Here is an 18,609-nt window from a genome sequence, read left to right as displayed (position 1 = left end):
AGGCTGTTGCTAAGAGAACAACAGCCTGCATCCGAAATGATTAATATCCGGAAGCTAATCCCTTTGAATATTAATCATTTTGAATTATTGTATAATTTCAACCACTACTTTTTTATCACTCTTAGCTGCGGCTGCTTTTACTACGGTACGTATGGATTTTGCAATACGGCCTTGCTTGCCAATCACTTTCCCCATATCTTCGGAAGCGACTTTCAATTCAATTATAATTGATTTGTCGGTTTCCTTTTCCGTAACAACAACCTCATCGGGATGATCTACGAGTGATTTAGCAATTACTTCAACCAATTTTTTCATATTCAACCTCCATGCTGCCATATGGCAGCTAAATCCTTACCAAAAAGTTCATAAATGAACTTTATATGTTCATTTATGAACTTCCAATAGTTCAAAAATGAACTTTGTTCATGTTGAACTTTGCTCTTTATGAACTTTGTTCATTTTGAACTTTATTACGGTTGAAATTTATAGGATCCCATTATTAAAGAAGACCGGCATGCTTAAATATCTTAGCTACCGTATCAGTCGGTTTTGCACCGTTAGCAAGCCACTTCTTAGCAGCCTCCTCATTTACATTGAAGGCGCTGGGATTTTTTGTAGGATCATAAGTGCCGATTTCCTCGATAAATCTTCCGTCTCTGGGAGATCTGGAATCAGCAACAACTATTCTATAGAAAGGAGCTTTCTTTTGGCCCATTCTTTTTAATCTGATTTTTACTGCCATGTTCTTCACCTCCTTGATTAGGATTTATATGAAATGTTATCAGGTGTTTAATACATCAAATATATAATATCTGATGTATTACATCAAATAACACAACAAGCTGTTTTATAAACCGAAAGGCAATTTAAATCTGGCCCGCTTGCCGCCTTTGCCGAGCATGCCGGACATCTGTTTCATCATCTTTTTCATCTGGTCAAATTGCTTTACCAGGGCGTTGACTTCCGATATGTCCACTCCTGCTCCGGCTGCTATTCTTTTTTTGCGGGAAAGGTTTAATATATCAGGGTTGGCTCTTTCTTCCTTGGTCATGGAATATATGATGGCTTCGGTTCTTGCCAGAGCCTTTTCGTCTATTTCTACATCTTTTAATTGTTTTCCCATACCGGGAAGCATACTAAGGATGTCAGCTATACCGCCCATTTTCTTAATTTGCTGCATTTGTTCAAGAAAATCGTTGAAATCAAACTCGGCTTTCTTGATTTTCCTTTCCATCTCGCGGGCTTTCTCTTCATCAAATTGTGCCTGGGCCTTATCTATAAGGGTAAGTATATCACCCATGCCGAGGATTCTGGATGCCATTCTGTCAGGGTAGAATGGTTCAAGATCTGACAGTTTTTCGCCCATACCGGCATAAAGGATAGGTTTTCCGGTTACGGCCCGTATGGATAAAGCGGCGCCGCCTCTGGTATCGCCGTCCAGTTTGGTAAGAATTACCCCGTCAATACCGAGCTTATCGTTAAAGGTCTGGGCTACGTTAACCGCATCCTGACCTGTCATGGCGTCTACAACGAGTATAGTTTGATGAACGGGCATATTGGACTTAATCTCCTGCAGCTCTTCCATCATGCCTTCATCAATATGAAGCCTTCCTGCGGTATCCAGTATAACCACATTAAAACCGTTTTTTGATGCATGCTCCACTGCCGCTTTTGCGATATTTAAGGGTTTATGCTTATCACCCATGGAAAATACGCTGACACCCTGTTTTTCTCCGTTGATTATTAACTGATCTATAGCGGCGGGCCTGTATATATCGCAGGCTGCAAGCAAAGGCTTTCTTCCCATGGATTTTAGCTTTCCAGCCAGTTTTGCCACGGTTGTGGTCTTACCGGCACCCTGCAGACCGCACATCATAATTACGGTTATTTCACCGGCAGGCTGAAGCTGCAGCTGGGCAGCACTGCCTCCCAGCATATTTATCATTTCCTCGTTTACGATTTTAATAACCATTTGGCCCGGAGTCAGGCTGTTTAGGACATCCTGTCCTATTGCCCTTTCCTGAACGGAAGCAATAAAGTTTTTTACAACTTTAAAATTGACGTCTGCTTCAAGTAGAGCCATTTTTACTTCTTTAAGAGCCGTTTTTACGTCAGCTTCCGTAAGGCGTCCTTTTCCTCTTAAATTTTTAAAAATATTCTGAAGCTTTTCAGATAAATTATCAAATGCCATATTACAGCTCCTTTAATATATCATCTGCCAAGGCTGCAATTTCCTGCAACTTGTCTGTTTCTCCGGTTTCCGATATCTTATAGCATAAATTTTTGATACTTTCAAGCATATCTTTAATTTTGGCAAATTTCTTAAGTAAAGATAACTTTTCTTCGTAATCCTTTAATTCCTGGGTACAACGCTTTACAATATCATGGACTCCCTGGCGGCTTATGTTCATATGCTCCGCAATTTCGCTCAAGGATAAATCATTCAGAACGTAATCTTCAAAAACCTGTTTTTTATTGTCAGGCAAAAGTTCTCCATAAAAATCATATAACATCGATAAATATATCAGTTCATCCAGTTTGGAGTCCCCTGATATTGTGTCCTGCATTAAAAACACCACCTGTAAAGGTTTTTTCTTTACAGTTGGTAGTATACATAATTACTAAGACGTTGTCAAGTAAAAAATTTTACAGTGCCTAACGAGGTTGTAATTCGGCCAGATAAACTATTGCGCCCCGTAAATTGTCAAATCCGACCTTAATGGTATCGGCAATTAAAGCGCCGGATATAATAATGGCAATGGCTATTATTGTACAACATATAAGCTTTTCAAATTTTTTTAATAGTTTCCATATAGCTTTTTTTGTGATCTATTTGGCTTTGCTTCAATAAAACCAGAGTTTTCCTAAATACAAAAAGGTATCAAATACTTTTGCTGTATATGATACCTTTTTATAACTTTTTATATTATTCAATTATAAACTATACAAAAACTAATTTTTCAATTACTTTATTATACAGGATAAGCCTTGTTTTCCTTATCCCCTTCGGTTATGTCAATACCTGTCTTTTGAGCCTTGCGGTATTTGAAGAATTCCATAGCTACCTGAGGGAATAAAGCGTAGGACAATACGTCCTCATCCTGCTCTTTCCATTCCGCAATCTCTGCTTCAATCTTTTTAAGTTCGGGTTCAAGCAGATCTGCCGGCCTGCAGGTAATGGGCTTTTTATCCCCGATAACCTTCTTTTGCACTTCAGGATTGAAAGGTTTAACTGTTCTTCCGTATTCACCGGAAAGAAGGGCCTTGGTTTCCTTAGTTACCATCTTATAGCGTTCTCCGGCAAGTACGTTTAATACAGCCTGAGTACCTACAATCTGGCTGGAAGGAGTAACAAGTGGCGGCTCACCGAAGTCTTTACGGACTCTAGGTACTTCTGCAAGAACTTCATAGTATTTATCTTCAGCCTTCTGCTCTTTAAGCTGGGAAACCAGATTGGAGAGCATACCTCCCGGTACCTGATAAAGTAAAGTTTTAATATCAACGCCCATAACCTTGGGATTAAGAAGTCCTTTTTCTAAGGCCTTGTCTCTTAAGGGGCGGAAATAGTCTGCAATTTCGGCAAGAAGATTCTGATCAAGGCCTGTGTCATAAGGTGTACCTTTAAAGGTTTCAACCATGACTTCGGTAGCCGGCTGGCTGGTTCCCAGAGCAAACGGGGACATAGCGGTATCAATGATATCGCAGCCTGCCTCAACCGCTTTCATGTAAGTCATGGAAGCAACACCGCTGGTGTAGTGAGTATGAAGGTCAATAGGAATATTGACAGCTTTCTTAAGGGCAGTTACCAGTTCGGTTGCCTGATAAGGAACAAGTAAGCCTGCCATATCCTTGATACAGATGGAATCAGCACCCATGGATTCAATATCTTTTGCCAGATTAACATAATAATCTATGGTGTAAGCGTCTCCCAAAGTATAGCAGATAGCAACCTGGGCATGGCCGTTTTCCTTTTTGGTTGCTTTTACGGCACATTCAAGATTGCGAAGATCGTTTAAAGCATCAAATATACGGATGATATCGATACCGTTGGCAATGGATTTCTGAACAAAATATTCTACAACGTCATCTGCATAATGACGGTATCCCAATATATTCTGGCCGCGGAAAAGCATCTGCAGCTTTGTATTTTTAAATCCAGCCCTTAATTTTCTTAATCTTTCCCAAGGATCTTCCTTAAGGAAGCGAAGGGAAGCGTCAAAAGTAGCGCCACCCCAGCATTCTACTGCATGGTAGCCTACTTTATCCATTTTTTCTATTATAGGAAGCATCTCTTCGGTGGACATTCTTGTAGCTATTAAAGACTGATGGGCGTCCCGAAGGATGGTTTCTGTTATTTTTACGGGTCTCTTTGCTTGTTCAGCCATAATTTACCTCCTGTTCAATATGAGTCATATATTAGACTCATTATACTCTTTAACCGAATACAGACAGAAATACTCCAGCCGCAACGGCAGTACCGATAACACCCGCTACGTTAGGTCCCATAGCATGCATAAGCAGGTAGTTGGTAGGATCTGCTTCTGCCCCGACTTTTTGTGAAACTCTGGCAGCCATAGGAACTGCAGATACACCTGCGGAGCCGATCAAAGGATTAATTTTTCCTTTGGTTACCTTGCACATAATTTTACCGAAAATGATACCGCCGGCTGTGCCGAATACAAAGGCAATAAGTCCGAGGATTACAATTTTTATGGTGTTTATGTTAAGGAAAGTTTCGGCACTGGTAGTAGCTCCTACCGAGGTACCAAGCATTATTACTATAATATACATCAAGGCGTTGGATGATACTTCTGTCAGCTGGCGTACAACTCCGCTTTCGCGGAAGAGATTACCCAACATCAGCATGCCTACAAGAGGTGCCACATCAGGTAACAACAATACAACTACTATAGTAACTACTATAGGGAATATGATTTTCTCCATTTTGGAAACCGGTCTTAATTGCTCCATCCTGATTTTGCGTTCCTCTTCGGTTGTAAGAAGCTTCATAACCGGAGGCTGTATAATAGGAACCAGAGCCATATAGGAATATGCGGCAACCGCAATCGGTCCAAGCATTTCCGGAGCCAGTTTGGTAGCCAGGAATATGGATGTAGGACCGTCGGCTCCTCCGATTATGGAGATGGCAGCCGCTGCTCCTTCAGAAAAGCCAAGTAAAGTGGCCATGAAGAAAGCGACATATATTCCGAACTGAGCCGCAGCACCCAGAAGAAAACTGGACGGATTGGCAATCAAGGGACCGAAGTCGGTTAAGGCACCTACTCCTAAGAATATCAAAGCAGGAAAGATGCCGTATTCGTCACCTATATAGAAATAATGCAACAGTCCGCCGGGAACCAGATTTCCGCTTTCATTGTAATAGGGTTTTGCCATAATTCCCGGAAACAGGTTTACCAGCAACATACCAAAAGCAATTGGAATTAATAAAAGCGGTTCATAATCTTTTTTAATTGCCAGATATAATAAAATACAGGCAACAACAATCATAATAATATTTTTATATGTTATTGATGCAAAGCCCGAAGCTTGATATAAATCGTACAAAGTATTTAACAAATAGTCCATATTTCAGTCCTTCCTTTTCAAAAGGATTGTATAAAATCCGACTTTTTTTATTTTAACATTAGTTAATTATTTTAAAGTAGCAAGTAAATCTCCTGCTTCAACAGACTGGCCTGCACTTACGTTAATGCTGGCAACAGTTCCATCCTGAGGAGCTACTATTTCATTTTCCATTTTCATAGCTTCAAGAATAAGTATAACGTCTCCCTTTTTTACAGCCTGTCCTACATTAGCCTTTATGGACAAGATTTTACCGGGCATCGGCGAACTTACTTTAATGTTTCCTTCTGAACCGGATGCTGCTTTAGGTGCAGGAGCGGGAGCAGGTGCGGCGCTCTGAACCGGTACTTTAGGAGCAGGAGCAGGTGCAGGTGCTGCCGCAGGGGCTGCAGTTGATACTCCGGTTTTTTCTTCTACTGAAACTTCGTAAGTATTACCGTTAACAGTGATTGTATAATATTTCATGACATAAATCCTCCTTGTGATCTGATTGATCTGATAAAGTTACCGTCTGATTAAGCTTAATACATCCTTCTGTTGTTTATTTTACGTATGGAACGGACTACAAAGCCGCCTGAAAGATCATCCTGATTATCTTCGGAACAATAAGCACTGATTGCCGCTGCAATTACAGCTACCAATTCATGATCGTCAGTTAAATCGGCTTCTTCATAATAAGCATTTTCTTTTACCGTATCGATAACGGAATCGGTTTCATTGTCCTGAACTGTTTTTTCTTTACTTGAGCCCGAAAATAGTCCGGGTAAATATTTTAAAAGGCTTATTATAAATATCATGACAATCAGGACAGCAAATACGATTCCCATTCCCAGGACGGTATTTAATCCGGCCATTTTTAAACGTTCCGATAACGGTGCCTGAGACAGAAGGATTGTGGAATTTGCAATACCGTTGCTAATTATGGTCATAGTATTAATCTACCTTTCTTTGTATGACTTTGGGAATAAGTAAGGATTAAAATGAACCGTGCTTCTTAAAGGGCCTTTCTTCGTATTTTGAATACAGCATTTCAAAAGCATAGATAACATGTTTTCTTACTGTTTCCGGTTCAATTATATTGTCCACATATCCCCGTTTTGCCGCTGAAAGGGCAGCATTTTGAAGTGTAGCATACTCTTCCGCTTTTTCATTTATAACTTCCGCAGAAGATCCGTCATACATAATCTGGGCAGCAAGTTTTGCATCCATCATACCTATTTCTGCAGTAGGAAGTGCAAATACATAATCTGCTCCGATATGTTTGGAGTTCATGTTAACATATGCACTGCCATAAGCCTTGCCTATTACAACATTAACCTTCGGTACGGTGGCATCGGCAAAGGCGTAAGCAAGCTCAGCCGAAGCTTTGGCAATAGTTTTTTCTTCGTTTACATCAGCTTTATATCCGCTGACATTGGTAAGTGTAAGTACTGGAATATTAAATGCATCACAGAAACGAACAAAACTTGCGGCTTTTTTACAGCCGTCTGTAGTAAGGACATTATCAAACTGATCTGTTGCTTTTCCGTTTTCATCAAGAATCTTGGTACGGTTAGCAACAGCACCGACGGTTACACCGTTTAAACGGATAAATCCGGTAACCATCTCTTTGGCATAATCTGCCTTAATTTCATAGAAGTAATAATTATCAGAAATATCGATGAGCGCACTTTTCGTATCTTCAAGTTCCGAAGAGAAATTCGGAACAAGACGATTTAAGTTGTCGCTGCTTTCTGATACACGTCCGCCTTCTTCGTTGTTGGACGGAAGAATGGAAATCAACTCACGGATTTTATTTAAAACCTCAAGCTCGTTAGCTCCGACATAGTCTACATTACCTGATTTCGCATTGAAATCTGCACCGGAAGTGTCTAACTTCTGCTTGTGGTTTCCAAGTAATGAGTTGGGTGTTTGTAAAAAGAGTCTGGAAGATTTTTCTTCCATAAATGAAAAATCACTTAAGGATGCCATAACAGCCAGACCACCACCGCAGTTACCGAATACGGCGGTAATTTGAGGGATCACACCGGAAGCCATTACCTGCTTCGCATAAATTTCTCCCAGGCCGTTTAAGGCATCAGAAGATTCCTGTAATCTTAAGCCGGATGAATCAATCAGGCCGATAACAGGAGCCTTCGCCTTAAGTGCAAGATCATATAATCTGGTAATTTTTTTGGCATGCATTTCACCGACAGAACCACCAAGAGCCGATGAATCCTGACTGAACACATAGACAGGATTACCGTCTATAAGGCCATAGCCGGTAATGACGCCGTCATTTGGAATCTCCTTCTGCTCCAAGTTAAAGTCTGTGCTTCTTTTTGTTACTAATGCACCGACTTCAACAAAACTGTTTTCATCGAGCAGAGAGGCAATTCTTTCTCTTGCCGATAATTGTGCATTATTAGACATTTTCAGCCCTCCATTTTTCAGAATCTAGTAGAAAACCAATTTTCTGCCAAGTCTAATTGTATTATAAATTATTTCAAAAGGCAAGTAACAAAAAAATATTTATAAAAAAATTAATAATTTACATACATTTGTGTATTTTTTCTGAATTAAACCCTTTTCTTTCTAGCATATTGATTAAACGTATTTTCTTTTCAAAGGATAAATTTGTAATATCATCACAATATTTGCCTATAATCTTTTTTATAGCCAAAATTTCAGGGTCATTATCTTCGTCGTCCGATATTTCGTATTCCCTTGCAATTATCTTATCTAAAACTTTTTTATTTATACCCTTACTTAGAAGTTTGTTTTTAATTGCAAGTATACTTTCCGTTTCTTTTCTTGACCGGATGTAGTTTAAGGCATACCTTTCATCATTAAGATAATTATAGTCTTTTAAGTACTCAATAGTCCTTTCTATAATATCATCATTATAATACTCATTTTTAAGCCTTATATAAATCTCTTTTTCGGTTTTGTCCGAATATTTAAGCATATTTAGGGCCTTATGCTTTGCTCTTTTTAAAATAATATCTTCAAGTATTGCTTCATATGTATCTTGCGAAATGTCTGTTCCCTTTGACAGTTGGAGATGCTTTATTTCATTTTCGTATAATAAAAAAGCATATGTATAATCAATATATATTTTAAAAGCCTTTTTCTTTGTATTTTGCCCGGCCTTAACTTCAAGAATATCCGTAATTTCCATATAAATCTCCTTCAAAAATAATATATTGTATAATAAATATAATAAGCTATTAATATATTTACAGATATAAAGTTTTAAACCACTTTTTTATAAACAGTAAAAATAATCATAATCAGTATGGTTATCCTAAATATACCGAAACCACAGGGATAATCCAACCGGACTATACCTGTGGCCGCTAGTAAAACTTATTTTATTCCTCTAAACTTTCATAATATTTCTTGGCAGGTTTTAAGCCAAAATGCTCTCTGATTTTCTCATATAATTCATCACATATTTCGGGGTTTTCCGCTAAAAATTGCTTGGCATTTTCCCTGCCCTGGCCTATCTTGGTGTCATTATATGAATACCAGGCCCCGCTTTTATTAATAAGTCCAATCTCGGAAGCTATATCAAGGATATCTCCTTCTTTGGAAATTCCTTTTCCGAACATTATATCAAATTCCGCTTCTTTAAAAGGAGGAGCTATCTTGTTCTTTACAACTTTAACCCTTGTACGGCTTCCTATAACGTCTCCTCCCTGCTTTAGGGATTCTACCCGGCGTACATCCAGACGGACAGATGCATAGAATTTTAAAGCCCGGCCACCGGTAGTGGTTTCGGGATTGCCGAACATTACACCGACTTTTTCACGAAGCTGGTTAATAAAGACAACTATGCAGTTGGTTTTGCTGGTAACTGCGGTCAGCTTTCTTAAGGCCTGGGACATAAGCCTTGCCTGAAGGCCTACATGGGCATCTCCCATTTCTCCGTCGATTTCCGCTTTCGGAACCAAAGCGGCAACAGAGTCTATAATAATTATATCGACAGCTCCGGAACGTACCATGGTTTCTGCAATTTCCAAGGCCTGTTCTCCGTTGTCAGGCTGTGAAATATATAAATTATCAATATCTACCCCGATATTCTTAGCATAGACCGGGTCCAAAGCATGTTCCGCATCAATAAATCCCGCAATGCCTCCGATTTTCTGAACCTCGGCTATCATATGCAAAGCAACAGTGGTTTTACCGGAAGATTCGGGGCCGTATATTTCAATAATTCTTCCCTTCGGTACCCCGCCAAGGCCGAGGGCAATATCAAGACTTATTGATCCGGTAGGAACTGTTTCAATATTCATATTGGAACTGGTTTCGCCAAGTTTCATAACGGAACCTTTGCCGTATTGCTTTTCAATCTGGGCCAATGCAGATTCCAATGCCCTGATTCTGTCATCTTTTCCCATACTAACCTCCCTGATGCTTATAAGCATCTATAATACTGACAAATATACGCGAACAGATGTTCTGAAAATATAATAACGCATTAGCCGGCCGATGTCAACTCTTTTTGGGATATCAAGAGAAATCGGATTACTATGGACGAAAGCCGTGATTTACAGACGCTTGAAAGAATACAGAATATAAAGATATAAATATTATATCAGTTTCAAGCATGAATGTAAATGTCTTCCACCCATAAACATTATCCAAAAATAACACCGACGATTATATAATAATGCCATATAAAAAATAATTTTAAATTGTTAATAAGGCAATTTTATAGTGTTAAATAATAACTCGTTTAATACACCATGATAATAATGCCATAAATAAAAATCCTGTATATATGGCAAGTATTACTGCTATGTATTAGAATGTATTGCTGCTATATATTAATTGCTATATATATTACTTTACTGCTTATGTTAATGCTATATATTGATGCTATGAATTAATTCTATACATTAATGCCGTCTAATAATTCTTTCTTATTAACGGATTTATAGCTTTTACTAACGGATTTATAGCGGTTAGCCGTATATTTTATTTGGCAGGCAAATTTTCGGGTTGTATCCTGCCTGAACCAATGCATCCACTATCCTTTGCTTATGTTCATGGCCAAAGGTTTCCATGGTGATTGTAAGTTCAACGGCACTGTTGCGGTTAATGCTGACAAACTGGTTATGATCAAGTCTTATGACGTTGCCCTGTTCTTTGGCTATAATTTTGGCTACATTAACCAGTTCTCCGGGCCGGTCGGGAAGGAGTACCGAAACTGTAAATACCCGCCCTCTTTGAATAAGACCGTGCTGAACAACCGATGATACGGTAATGATGTCCATATTTCCGCCGCTAAGAATGGAAACAATCTTTTTATTTTTGCATTTTAAATGCTTTAAAGCTGCTACACTAAGCAGACCGGAATTTTCAACAACCATTTTGTGGTTTTCAATCATATCCAGGAAATTTACAATCAGTTCACAGTCGTCAACGGTTATAATGTCGTCTACATATTTCTGTATGTAAGGGAATATTACATCTCCCGGAGTCTTTACTGCGGTACCGTCTGCTATGGTATCGACTTTATCAAGCGTAACCACATGGCCTGCTTTTAGGGATTCTTTCATGCAGGCTGCATTGGCCGGCTCAACACCGATAACTTTAATGTTGGGATTTAACTGTTTGGCTAAAGTGGCTACACCTGCAAGAAGCCCTCCGCCTCCGACGGGAGCAAGGATGATGTCAACCGTAGGAAGGTCTTTGAATATCTCCATTGCGATAGTTCCCTGTCCTGTGGCAACATCCAGGTCGTTAAACGGATGAATAAAGCAATACCCTTTTTCTTCCGAAAGCTTGCGGGCATAGTTATAAGCTTCGTCATAAACATCTCCGTAAAGTACAACTTCAGCACCGTAGCTTTTGGTCCTGTTTACCTTAATAAGAGGCGTTGTATTGGGCATAACGATTATAGCTTTGGCATTATAGAGTTTTGCCGCATAGGCTACCCCTTGGGCATGGTTGCCCGCAGAAGCAGTTATCAAACCTTTGTCTCTTTCTTTTTTTGAAAGAGTACTGATTTTGTAATAAGCTCCCCTTACCTTATAAGCCCCGGTAAATTGCATATTTTCCGGTTTTAAATAAACTTTGTTGCCTGAGATTTCGCTGAAATAATCGCTATAGATGAGTTTAGTACGAAGTATTACTTTTTTCACCGCTTCTGTGGCTTCTTCGAACTTCTCTAAGTTCATTTCAATCGTCTCCTATTCGTTTTTCTGGAATAAAGCATTGACAAAATCCGATGCGTTAAATTTCTGCAGATCCTCTATATGTTCGCCAATACCTATATATTTTACCGGTATGTTAAGTTCGGACTGAATGGCAATGGCGATACCTCCTTTGGCCGTACCGTCCAGTTTAGTGATAACAATACCGGTTAAGTTTGCTACTTCATTAAATTCCTTGGCTTGGGCCAGTGCGTTCTGGCCTGTAGTTCCGTCAAGAACAACAAGAGTTTCACGGTATACATCAGGACATTCACGATCGATTATTCTGTTTATCTTTCTTAATTCTTCCATAAGATTCTTTTTATTGTGAAGCCTTCCGGCCGTATCGCAAATGAGTACATCGGCATTTCGTGCCTTGAAAGCCGTTACGGCGTCAAAAATAACAGCCGCAGGGTCAGACCCTTCTTTATGGGCAATAATTTCAACGTTTGCCCTGTTGGCCCATTCGGTAAGCTGTTCTATGGCTGCGGCTCTGAAAGTATCCGCAGCAGCCACTATTACTTTTTTACCCTGGGCTTTTAATTGCCCTGCCAGTTTTCCGACGGTGGTGGTTTTTCCTACACCGTTAACTCCCATAATAAGAACAATGGATTTTCTGTTCTCAAATTCATAAGCGGTTTCGCCTACAGCCATCTGTTCTATCATGCTGTTAATAAGCAGTTCCCTGCACTGAGCAGGTTCTTTTATTTTTTGTTCTTTTACTTTGGCTCTCAGATTTTCAAGAATAGCATCTGTAGTTTTAATTCCCAGGTCTGCCATAATCAAAGTTTCTTCCAGTTCTTCATAAAAATCCTCATCTATATTGGAAAAACCGCTGAAAATGGCATCTATACCGTTAGCTATACTGTTTCTGGTTTTTGCCAGTCCTTTAACCAGTTTACTGAAAAAACCGGATTTTTGATGTTCCATAAAAATATAAACCTCCGTAGATGTAATCTTATTTTTCAAGTTCATTTTCTATAAGGCTTACGGATACCAGAGTGGAAACACCCTTTTCCTGCATGGTGATTCCATATAAGATATCTGCCACAGCCATGGTATTTCTTCTGTGAGTGATAACAATAAACTGAGTATCCTTTGACAGTTTGCAAAGGTATTTTGCAAAGCGTTTTACGTTTGAATCATCCAAAGCCGCTTCAATCTCGTCAAGTAGGCAAAACGGCGACGGCTTAAGGTTTTGGATAGCAAAGAGCAAACTTATAGCCGTTAAAGCCTTTTCTCCACCGGACAATTGCATAATATTTTGAAGTTTCTTTCCTGGAGGCTGGGCATTAATCCTTATTCCTGCTTCCAAAACATCATCATCTGTAAGTTCCAGATCGGCCTTGCCTCCGCCGAACAGTTCCTTGAATACCGCATCAAACTGCCGGTTTATGGCGGCAAATTGCTTTTCAAACTGCACTTTCATTTCCGTTTCCAAATCACTGATTATTTGCAGCAGGGCTTGTTCGGCTTTAATCAGGTCTTCCCTCTGGGTTATAAGGAACTTATGCCTTTCTGAAAGATTCTTGAAATCCTCGATAGCATTAACGTTTACATCCCCAAGGGCTTTTATTTTATCCTTGATTTCCTGGATGGATTTTTTTGCGCTTGCAAGGCTTATTTCCCTTCCCGCATTATATTCTAATGCTGTAGAATAGGTAAGACCGTATTCATTCCAAATATAATTAATCTGCTGGTCAAGCTGCTCGGCAAGCTTTTCCTTCTGGTTACCAAGCCTGATAAGTTCCTTCTCAAGGTTATGAATTCTTAAAGAAAGTTCATCTCTCTTTTCAAAGAACGATTTATGAATTTTTGAAATATTTTCTTTCTCTGCTATCCTTGATTTGATTTTTTCATCCAGACTCAGAAGAACGGTATCTGTTTCCTTTATTAATTCTTCGGTCTTTTTTATAATTTCCCTTTTCTCTTGAATTATATGGAAAGATTTTTGCATGTCAAGCTTTATTGCTTCTTCTTCCTCATATAATTTTTCAATTTCCCTTTTAACGCGCTTTATATTCTCCAAGATAAAATGGTTTTTCTGCTCCAGGGCAGATAGTTCCATCCTGTATTTTGAAGCCTTTTCGTTAACTTCACTTTCAGTCTCTCTTTCCTTTGAAAGAAGACTATTTAATTCTTCAATCCTTTGTTCCTTATCGGCATTATTCTTTAGGTTTTCCGAAAGAGAATTATTTAATACGTCAAGATTGCTTTTTAGGTCTGTATCCTGCTGATCTATTTCATTTAATTCTTTTATAAAATCCAGGTATACGGCTTCTGCCTCGGACTTTTTGGAAATAACCTGTTCAAGATTTAATTTTATGGTATTTTGCATTAAAAATTTGTCCTGAAGTTGCTTTTTGATTTCTTCAAGACGAACCGTAAATTCAGTCTTTCTTGCGGTTTCGTTTTCTTTTTCAGTAGCAAGGTTTTCAACCTGCTTATCCAGTTTCTTAATTAATTCTTCCAGATCTTCAATTTCCCGCCGTCTTCCGAGCAGATTGCTGGTATTTTTGTAGGCACCGCCTGAAATTGAACCGCCTGGAGATAGCAGTTCCCCTTCTAATGTTACAATCCTAAGGGTGTAATCGTATTTTCTGGCTATCAAAGCGGCATTGTCAATATTATCAATAACTATGATTCTTCCAAGGAGATATTCAATTAATTCATGGAATTTTTTATCCGCTTCAACAAGGCTTGAAGCAATGCCGATAACGCCTTTTTCGTTTAGTACGCTGTGATTATGTAGGCTTTTTGAGGATTTAATATTGGTAAGAGGCAAAAATGTCGCTCTTCCGTACTTGTTAGCTTTAAGGAAAGCGATTAATTCTTTTGCCGTGCCTTCATCCTCGGTAATAATATTTTGAATGCTTTGGCCCAAAGCAGTTTCTATAGCGGTCTCAAATTCTTTGTTTGTTTTAATGATATCGGCAACAACACCTATAATACCTGGTATGCTTTTCTTCTGTTCCATGATTTTTCTTATGCTGTTGCCATAGCCTTCATATCTTTCGGTTAGATTAATTAAAGATTCCAGCCTGGATTTTTCTATGTGATATTGCCTCTGAAGCTCGTTTTGCTTAAGCGTTATATTATCAATTATATTTTGGGAATTCTTAATTTCATTTTCTAAACTTTGACTTTCGGCAGTAAGTTTTTCGATTTCTTCCGTTATGTTGTTTAAATCTGCTTTTAATCTGCCTATTTCTTCATCATATAAACCTTCTTCGCTTTTGCTTTTAATAATCTTTTGATTAAGCTGAGCCCTGCGGATGGCATTCTGCTCAAGCATAGTTTCATAACGCTGTATGTTGCTTTTGATAACGGAATTTTGATTAAGATATTCAAAGGCGGCATTGCTGCAATCTTCAATTTCCTTGGTATAATTTTTAATATTATCTCTTACTTGCTCAAGTTCTACCAATGTAGAACTTAGTAAATCGTCTATCTGACCGATGTTAATATCCAGTTTTTCTTTTTCTTCAAGATATTCCTGTTCTTCGGTCTTTTTTGCGGAAATTTCCTGTTCTGTTGAATGGATTCTTTCCTGATAATATTCGTCGTTTTGCAAAAGGGAATTAATCTGCTCGTTTAATACTTTAATTTCTCCCTCTGCTTTTTCCTTCTTTATGAGATTTTCGTTATAAGAAGACTTATCGGCATCTATCCCGGCATCCAGTTCTTCAAGCTGAGATTCTAAACGTATATATTCATCCTTTATTTTTTCATATTCGCTTCTGGTTTGATCCAAATCATCCGAAATGATTGTCAGCTTATTTTCCAGATCTTCTTTTGATGAGCGCAATTTATCGTATTCTTTTAAAAACAGGGAAACCTCAAGGTTTTTTAGTTCCTCTTTATATTTCAGATAAACTTTTGCGGTTTCGGACTGTTTTTCCAAGGGGATAAGCTGTCTTTCTATTTCGGAAATAATATCGGATACTCTTGCAAGATTGGCTCTTTCCTCTTCCAGGTTTTTTTCGGCCTCGTATTTTCTGCGTTTGAATTTTACTATACCGGCAGCCTCGTCAAACAATTCTCTTCTGTCTTCGGGCTTGCCGCTTAATATTTTATCTATCTGGCCTTGTCCGATCATGGAATAGCCTTCTTTACCGATACCGGTATCCATGAATAATTCCTGGACATCTTTAAGACGGCAGGATGTGCCGTTAATGAGATATTCGCTTTCACCGGAACGGTAAACTCTTCTTGCAACAGTAACTTCTTCATAATCTATAGGAAGTTTATGGTCAGAATTGTCTATGGTTAGGGCAACATAGGCATAACCCAAGGGTTTTCTCATTTCGGTTCCGGAAAAAATAACATCTTCCATCTTGGAACCTCTAAGCTGCTTAGCACTTTGCTCGCCAAGTACCCAGCGGACTGCATCTGCGATATTGCTTTTTCCGCTGCCGTTTGGACCTACAATTGCCGTAATACCGCTGTCAAATTCCAATTGCAATTTATTGGCAAAGGATTTAAAACCGTGTACTTCTATTCTTTTTAAATACATTCAAGTAACTCCCATCCGTATATTTTGTCACTTATTTTCCTGTAATTTTTTTATGGCCTGCAAAGCAGCCTCCTGTTCGGCCGCTTTCTTTGTTCTTCCTACCCCGCAGCCATATTGCTTGTTGCCTACATATAAAGCTATGGTAAAGGATTTATTGTGGTCGGGGCCTTCCTCGGATATGAGTTTATATCGGATTTTCTGTTTATGGTTTTCGTTTTGAACCATTTCCTGTAAGATAGTCTTACTATCGAAAAAGAGTTCCTTGTCTTCAATCTGGTTAAGGATATTTTTTTGTACAAACTCTTTTGCACTAGTAAAACCACCGTCCAGGTATATTGCGCCTATGATTGCTTCCAAGGCATCGGAAAGGATGGAATCCCGCATACGCCCCCCGGAGATATCTTCACCTTTACCTAGAAGCAGATATTCTCCAATATTTAATTCTTTGGCACATGAAGACAGGGCCTGTTCACAGACCATACCGGCCCTTAGTTTGGTTAGATCTCCTTCTGAAAGATCATTATATCTTTCAAATACGTATTCGCTGGTCACCAGTTCAAGGACGGCATCTCCGAGAAATTCAAGCCGTTCATTGTTGCTTTCTTTGCGCATTTTCATCTCATTGGCGTAAGAACTGTGAGTTATGGCCTGAAGCAGTAAAGACGGGTTTTTAAATTTATATCCGATTCTGTCTTCCAGCAAAGAAACGGAGGCTTCTTGTCTGTTTCGTCTGCTCATATTTTCGTTCCTCCTTCAACTTACAGATAAAAGCCCACTAAATAAGGCGAACCTTATTTCAGGGCTTTTATAAAGCTCTAATTCTGTTTTAGCTTAATGCTTTTTTTATTTGCTCTACGGCATCACCGACCGTTACAATATTTTCAGCATCTTCATTTGAAATTTCGATATCAAATTCTTCTTCGATACCCATTATTATTTGGAATATATCAAGGGAATCTGCACCTAAATCGTCTACGAAAGTTGTGTCCTCTGTTATCTCGTCGGGATCGACATTCATTACTTCACTAATTATTTTTTGCAGTTTTTCAAATTCCATATGCATTCACCCTTCTTTTTTAGATATTTATTCTTGTTTTTTTAAATTGACTTCAATTTTTTCCTTAATTTTTTGCTCAGTAAAAGTTACACACTGTAAAATAGAATTTCTGATTTCATTGCTTTTTGAGTTTCCGTGGGTCTTGACTACCAGACCTTTAAGACCCAGCATGGGAGCACCGCCATATCTGGACTGATCAAAAGCCTTTAAAGTTTTCTTTAGGGCCGGCTTACTCAATAAAGCGCCTATTTTACTCCTGGTAGTGCTCATAAGCCCTTCTTTTATTTTTTCTATAAGAGCACTGCCAAGCCCTTCATAAAGTTTAAGTATAACATTGCCCACAAAGGCTTCGCAGACAATAACGTCAGCATGGCCGTACGGGATATCTCTTGCCTCTATGCTACCTATAAAGTTGATATCAGGAATTTCTTTAAGCAAAGGAAATGTTTCTTTTACCAATTGATTGCCTTTTTCTTCTTCTGCACCAATGTTTACAATTGCTACCCTAGGGTTTTTTATCCCTATCACATTCTCCATGTAAATAGAGCCCATCTTGGCAAATTGAACCAGATGGCTTGGTCTGGCATCAACATTGGCGCCGCAGTCAATCAGTAAAGAAACGCCTGAAATGGTAGGAATAAGAGGGGCAAGAGGCGGACGTTCAACTCCTTCTATCCTTCCCACAATGAGTTGGCCGCCGGCTAAAACAGCACCTGTACTTCCGGCGGAAACAAAGGCATCTGCTTCCCCGTTCTTTACCAGGTTTAAAGCCACTACTATTGAGGAATTCTTCTTGCGGCGGATTGCCATAACAGGAGCCTCATTGTTCGAGATAACTTCTTCGGCATTTACAATCCTAATTCTTTCTTTATCATAATCATATCCGCCAAGTTCGCTTTGAATTACCTCTTCTTTTCCGACCAGGATAACGTTAATGTCCTCTTTGTCTTGTATGGCAAGGACGGCTCCCTTAACTATTTCTTTAGGAGCGTAATCGCCTCCCATTGCGTCAACCGCAACCGTTATCGATTTGCTCATATTCACTCCTATCCGCACCAAAATAATGCAGGTTATTTAATAGCTATACATTACAAATAATGTACTTTAATATTTATCCCTTGCATTATATTCGATATGCATAACATAGCAAATTAATGATATCGAAATATATCTGTAATATTGCATTATTTATGGTGCTTATTATTAATATCGGCCGACGAAAATTTATAAAATATGTATGTCGGCTAATATATAAATCAATATATACGATA

17 protein-coding genes are annotated in these 18,609 nt (G+C 38.8%); all 17 read right to left on the bottom strand.

What is annotated here, in order from left to right:
- Positions 1-84: 84 nt before the first annotated feature.
- The gene (locus tag HHT355_RS05625) at positions 85-315 is read right to left on the bottom strand and encodes a KH domain-containing protein (RefSeq protein ID WP_103202455.1); all 231 of its coding nucleotides are present in this window, start codon (positions 313-315) and stop codon (positions 85-87) included.
- A 184-nt stretch (positions 316-499) separates the two neighbouring features.
- Positions 500-742, bottom strand: coding sequence for a 30S ribosomal protein S16 (rpsP, locus tag HHT355_RS05620; RefSeq protein WP_103202454.1), 243 nt, complete (start codon positions 740-742; stop codon positions 500-502).
- Between the two features lie 105 nt (positions 743-847).
- Complete coding sequence (ffh, locus tag HHT355_RS05615) at positions 848-2,191, bottom strand: signal recognition particle protein (protein ID WP_103202453.1); 1,344 nt, start codon at positions 2,189-2,191, stop codon at positions 848-850.
- Between the two features lies 1 nt (position 2,192).
- A complete protein-coding gene (gene ylxM / locus HHT355_RS05610) occupies positions 2,193-2,567 on the bottom strand; it encodes a YlxM family DNA-binding protein (protein ID WP_103202452.1) in 375 nt (124 codons plus the stop codon).
- A gap of 405 nt (positions 2,568-2,972) precedes the next feature.
- Positions 2,973-4,385, bottom strand: coding sequence for an oxaloacetate decarboxylase subunit alpha (locus HHT355_RS05605; protein WP_103202451.1), 1,413 nt, complete (start codon positions 4,383-4,385; stop codon positions 2,973-2,975).
- A 49-nt stretch (positions 4,386-4,434) separates the two neighbouring features.
- The gene (locus tag HHT355_RS05600) at positions 4,435-5,586 is read right to left on the bottom strand and encodes a sodium ion-translocating decarboxylase subunit beta (RefSeq protein WP_103202450.1); all 1,152 of its coding nucleotides are present in this window, start codon (positions 5,584-5,586) and stop codon (positions 4,435-4,437) included.
- A 66-nt stretch (positions 5,587-5,652) separates the two neighbouring features.
- On the bottom strand, positions 5,653-6,048 hold the full coding sequence (locus HHT355_RS05595) for a biotin/lipoyl-containing protein (RefSeq protein WP_103202449.1): 396 nt from the start codon (positions 6,046-6,048) through the stop codon (positions 5,653-5,655).
- Between the two features lie 56 nt (positions 6,049-6,104).
- On the bottom strand, positions 6,105-6,512 hold the full coding sequence (locus HHT355_RS05590) for an OadG family protein (protein WP_103202448.1): 408 nt from the start codon (positions 6,510-6,512) through the stop codon (positions 6,105-6,107).
- Positions 6,513-6,558: 46 nt separating this feature from the next.
- Positions 6,559-7,995, bottom strand: a complete 1,437-nt coding sequence (locus tag HHT355_RS05585) for an acyl-CoA carboxylase subunit beta (RefSeq protein ID WP_103202447.1) — start codon at positions 7,993-7,995, stop codon at positions 6,559-6,561.
- Between the two features lie 118 nt (positions 7,996-8,113).
- Entirely contained in the window at positions 8,114-8,743 is a 630-nt protein-coding gene (locus tag HHT355_RS05580; RefSeq protein WP_103202446.1) for a regulatory protein RecX, read from the bottom strand.
- 193 nt (positions 8,744-8,936) lie between these two features.
- Complete coding sequence (gene recA / locus HHT355_RS05575; RefSeq protein ID WP_103202445.1) at positions 8,937-9,965, bottom strand: recombinase RecA; 1,029 nt, start codon at positions 9,963-9,965, stop codon at positions 8,937-8,939.
- Positions 9,966-10,532: 567 nt separating this feature from the next.
- Positions 10,533-11,750 (bottom strand): threonine ammonia-lyase, encoded by a 1,218-nt coding sequence (gene ilvA, locus HHT355_RS05570; RefSeq protein ID WP_103202444.1) that lies wholly within the window; start codon positions 11,748-11,750, stop codon positions 10,533-10,535.
- Positions 11,751-11,762: 12 nt separating this feature from the next.
- Positions 11,763-12,695 (bottom strand): signal recognition particle-docking protein FtsY, encoded by a 933-nt coding sequence (ftsY, locus tag HHT355_RS05565; RefSeq protein ID WP_207654534.1) that lies wholly within the window; start codon positions 12,693-12,695, stop codon positions 11,763-11,765.
- A gap of 28 nt (positions 12,696-12,723) precedes the next feature.
- The gene (smc, locus tag HHT355_RS05560) at positions 12,724-16,281 is read right to left on the bottom strand and encodes a chromosome segregation protein SMC (RefSeq protein ID WP_103202442.1); all 3,558 of its coding nucleotides are present in this window, start codon (positions 16,279-16,281) and stop codon (positions 12,724-12,726) included.
- Between the two features lie 27 nt (positions 16,282-16,308).
- Positions 16,309-17,019, bottom strand: a complete 711-nt coding sequence (gene rnc, locus HHT355_RS05555; RefSeq protein WP_103202441.1) for a ribonuclease III — start codon at positions 17,017-17,019, stop codon at positions 16,309-16,311.
- An 88-nt stretch (positions 17,020-17,107) separates the two neighbouring features.
- On the bottom strand, positions 17,108-17,338 hold the full coding sequence (acpP, locus tag HHT355_RS05550; RefSeq protein WP_103202736.1) for an acyl carrier protein: 231 nt from the start codon (positions 17,336-17,338) through the stop codon (positions 17,108-17,110).
- A gap of 27 nt (positions 17,339-17,365) precedes the next feature.
- Positions 17,366-18,376 (bottom strand): phosphate acyltransferase PlsX, encoded by a 1,011-nt coding sequence (gene plsX / locus HHT355_RS05545; protein ID WP_199179165.1) that lies wholly within the window; start codon positions 18,374-18,376, stop codon positions 17,366-17,368.
- Positions 18,377-18,609: the final 233 nt, after the last annotated feature.

This window comes from Herbinix hemicellulosilytica, assembly GCF_002904165.1.
Classification (GTDB): domain Bacteria; phylum Bacillota; class Clostridia; order Lachnospirales; family Lachnospiraceae; genus Mobilitalea; species Mobilitalea hemicellulosilytica.
This window is presented reverse-complemented; position numbering and strand designations above follow the sequence as displayed.

Excerpts from the sequence above, each read along its gene's own strand:
- HHT355_RS05625 (WP_103202455.1), bottom strand. The coding sequence starts at position 315 with ATGAAAAAATTGGTTGAAGTAATTGCTAAATCACTCGTAGATCATCCC.
- rpsP (WP_103202454.1), bottom strand. The coding sequence starts at position 742 with ATGGCAGTAAAAATCAGATTAAAAAGAATGGGCCAAAAGAAAGCTCCT.
- ffh (WP_103202453.1), bottom strand. The coding sequence starts at position 2,191 with ATGGCATTTGATAATTTATCTGAAAAGCTTCAGAATATTTTTAAAAAT.
- ylxM (WP_103202452.1), bottom strand. The coding sequence starts at position 2,567 with ATGCAGGACACAATATCAGGGGACTCCAAACTGGATGAACTGATATAT.
- HHT355_RS05605 (WP_103202451.1), bottom strand. The coding sequence starts at position 4,385 with ATGGCTGAACAAGCAAAGAGACCCGTAAAAATAACAGAAACCATCCTT.
- HHT355_RS05600 (WP_103202450.1), bottom strand. The coding sequence starts at position 5,586 with ATGGACTATTTGTTAAATACTTTGTACGATTTATATCAAGCTTCGGGC.
- HHT355_RS05595 (WP_103202449.1), bottom strand. The coding sequence starts at position 6,048 with ATGAAATATTATACAATCACTGTTAACGGTAATACTTACGAAGTTTCA.
- HHT355_RS05590 (WP_103202448.1), bottom strand. The coding sequence starts at position 6,512 with ATGACCATAATTAGCAACGGTATTGCAAATTCCACAATCCTTCTGTCT.
- HHT355_RS05585 (WP_103202447.1), bottom strand. The coding sequence starts at position 7,995 with ATGTCTAATAATGCACAATTATCGGCAAGAGAAAGAATTGCCTCTCTG.
- HHT355_RS05580 (WP_103202446.1), bottom strand. The coding sequence starts at position 8,743 with ATGGAAATTACGGATATTCTTGAAGTTAAGGCCGGGCAAAATACAAAG.
- recA (WP_103202445.1), bottom strand. The coding sequence starts at position 9,965 with ATGGGAAAAGATGACAGAATCAGGGCATTGGAATCTGCATTGGCCCAG.
- ilvA (WP_103202444.1), bottom strand. The coding sequence starts at position 11,750 with ATGAACTTAGAGAAGTTCGAAGAAGCCACAGAAGCGGTGAAAAAAGTA.
- ftsY (WP_207654534.1), bottom strand. The coding sequence starts at position 12,695 with ATGGAACATCAAAAATCCGGTTTTTTCAGTAAACTGGTTAAAGGACTG.
- smc (WP_103202442.1), bottom strand. The coding sequence starts at position 16,281 with ATGTATTTAAAAAGAATAGAAGTACACGGTTTTAAATCCTTTGCCAAT.
- rnc (WP_103202441.1), bottom strand. The coding sequence starts at position 17,019 with ATGAGCAGACGAAACAGACAAGAAGCCTCCGTTTCTTTGCTGGAAGAC.
- acpP (WP_103202736.1), bottom strand. The coding sequence starts at position 17,338 with ATGGAATTTGAAAAACTGCAAAAAATAATTAGTGAAGTAATGAATGTC.
- plsX (WP_199179165.1), bottom strand. The coding sequence starts at position 18,376 with ATGAGCAAATCGATAACGGTTGCGGTTGACGCAATGGGAGGCGATTAC.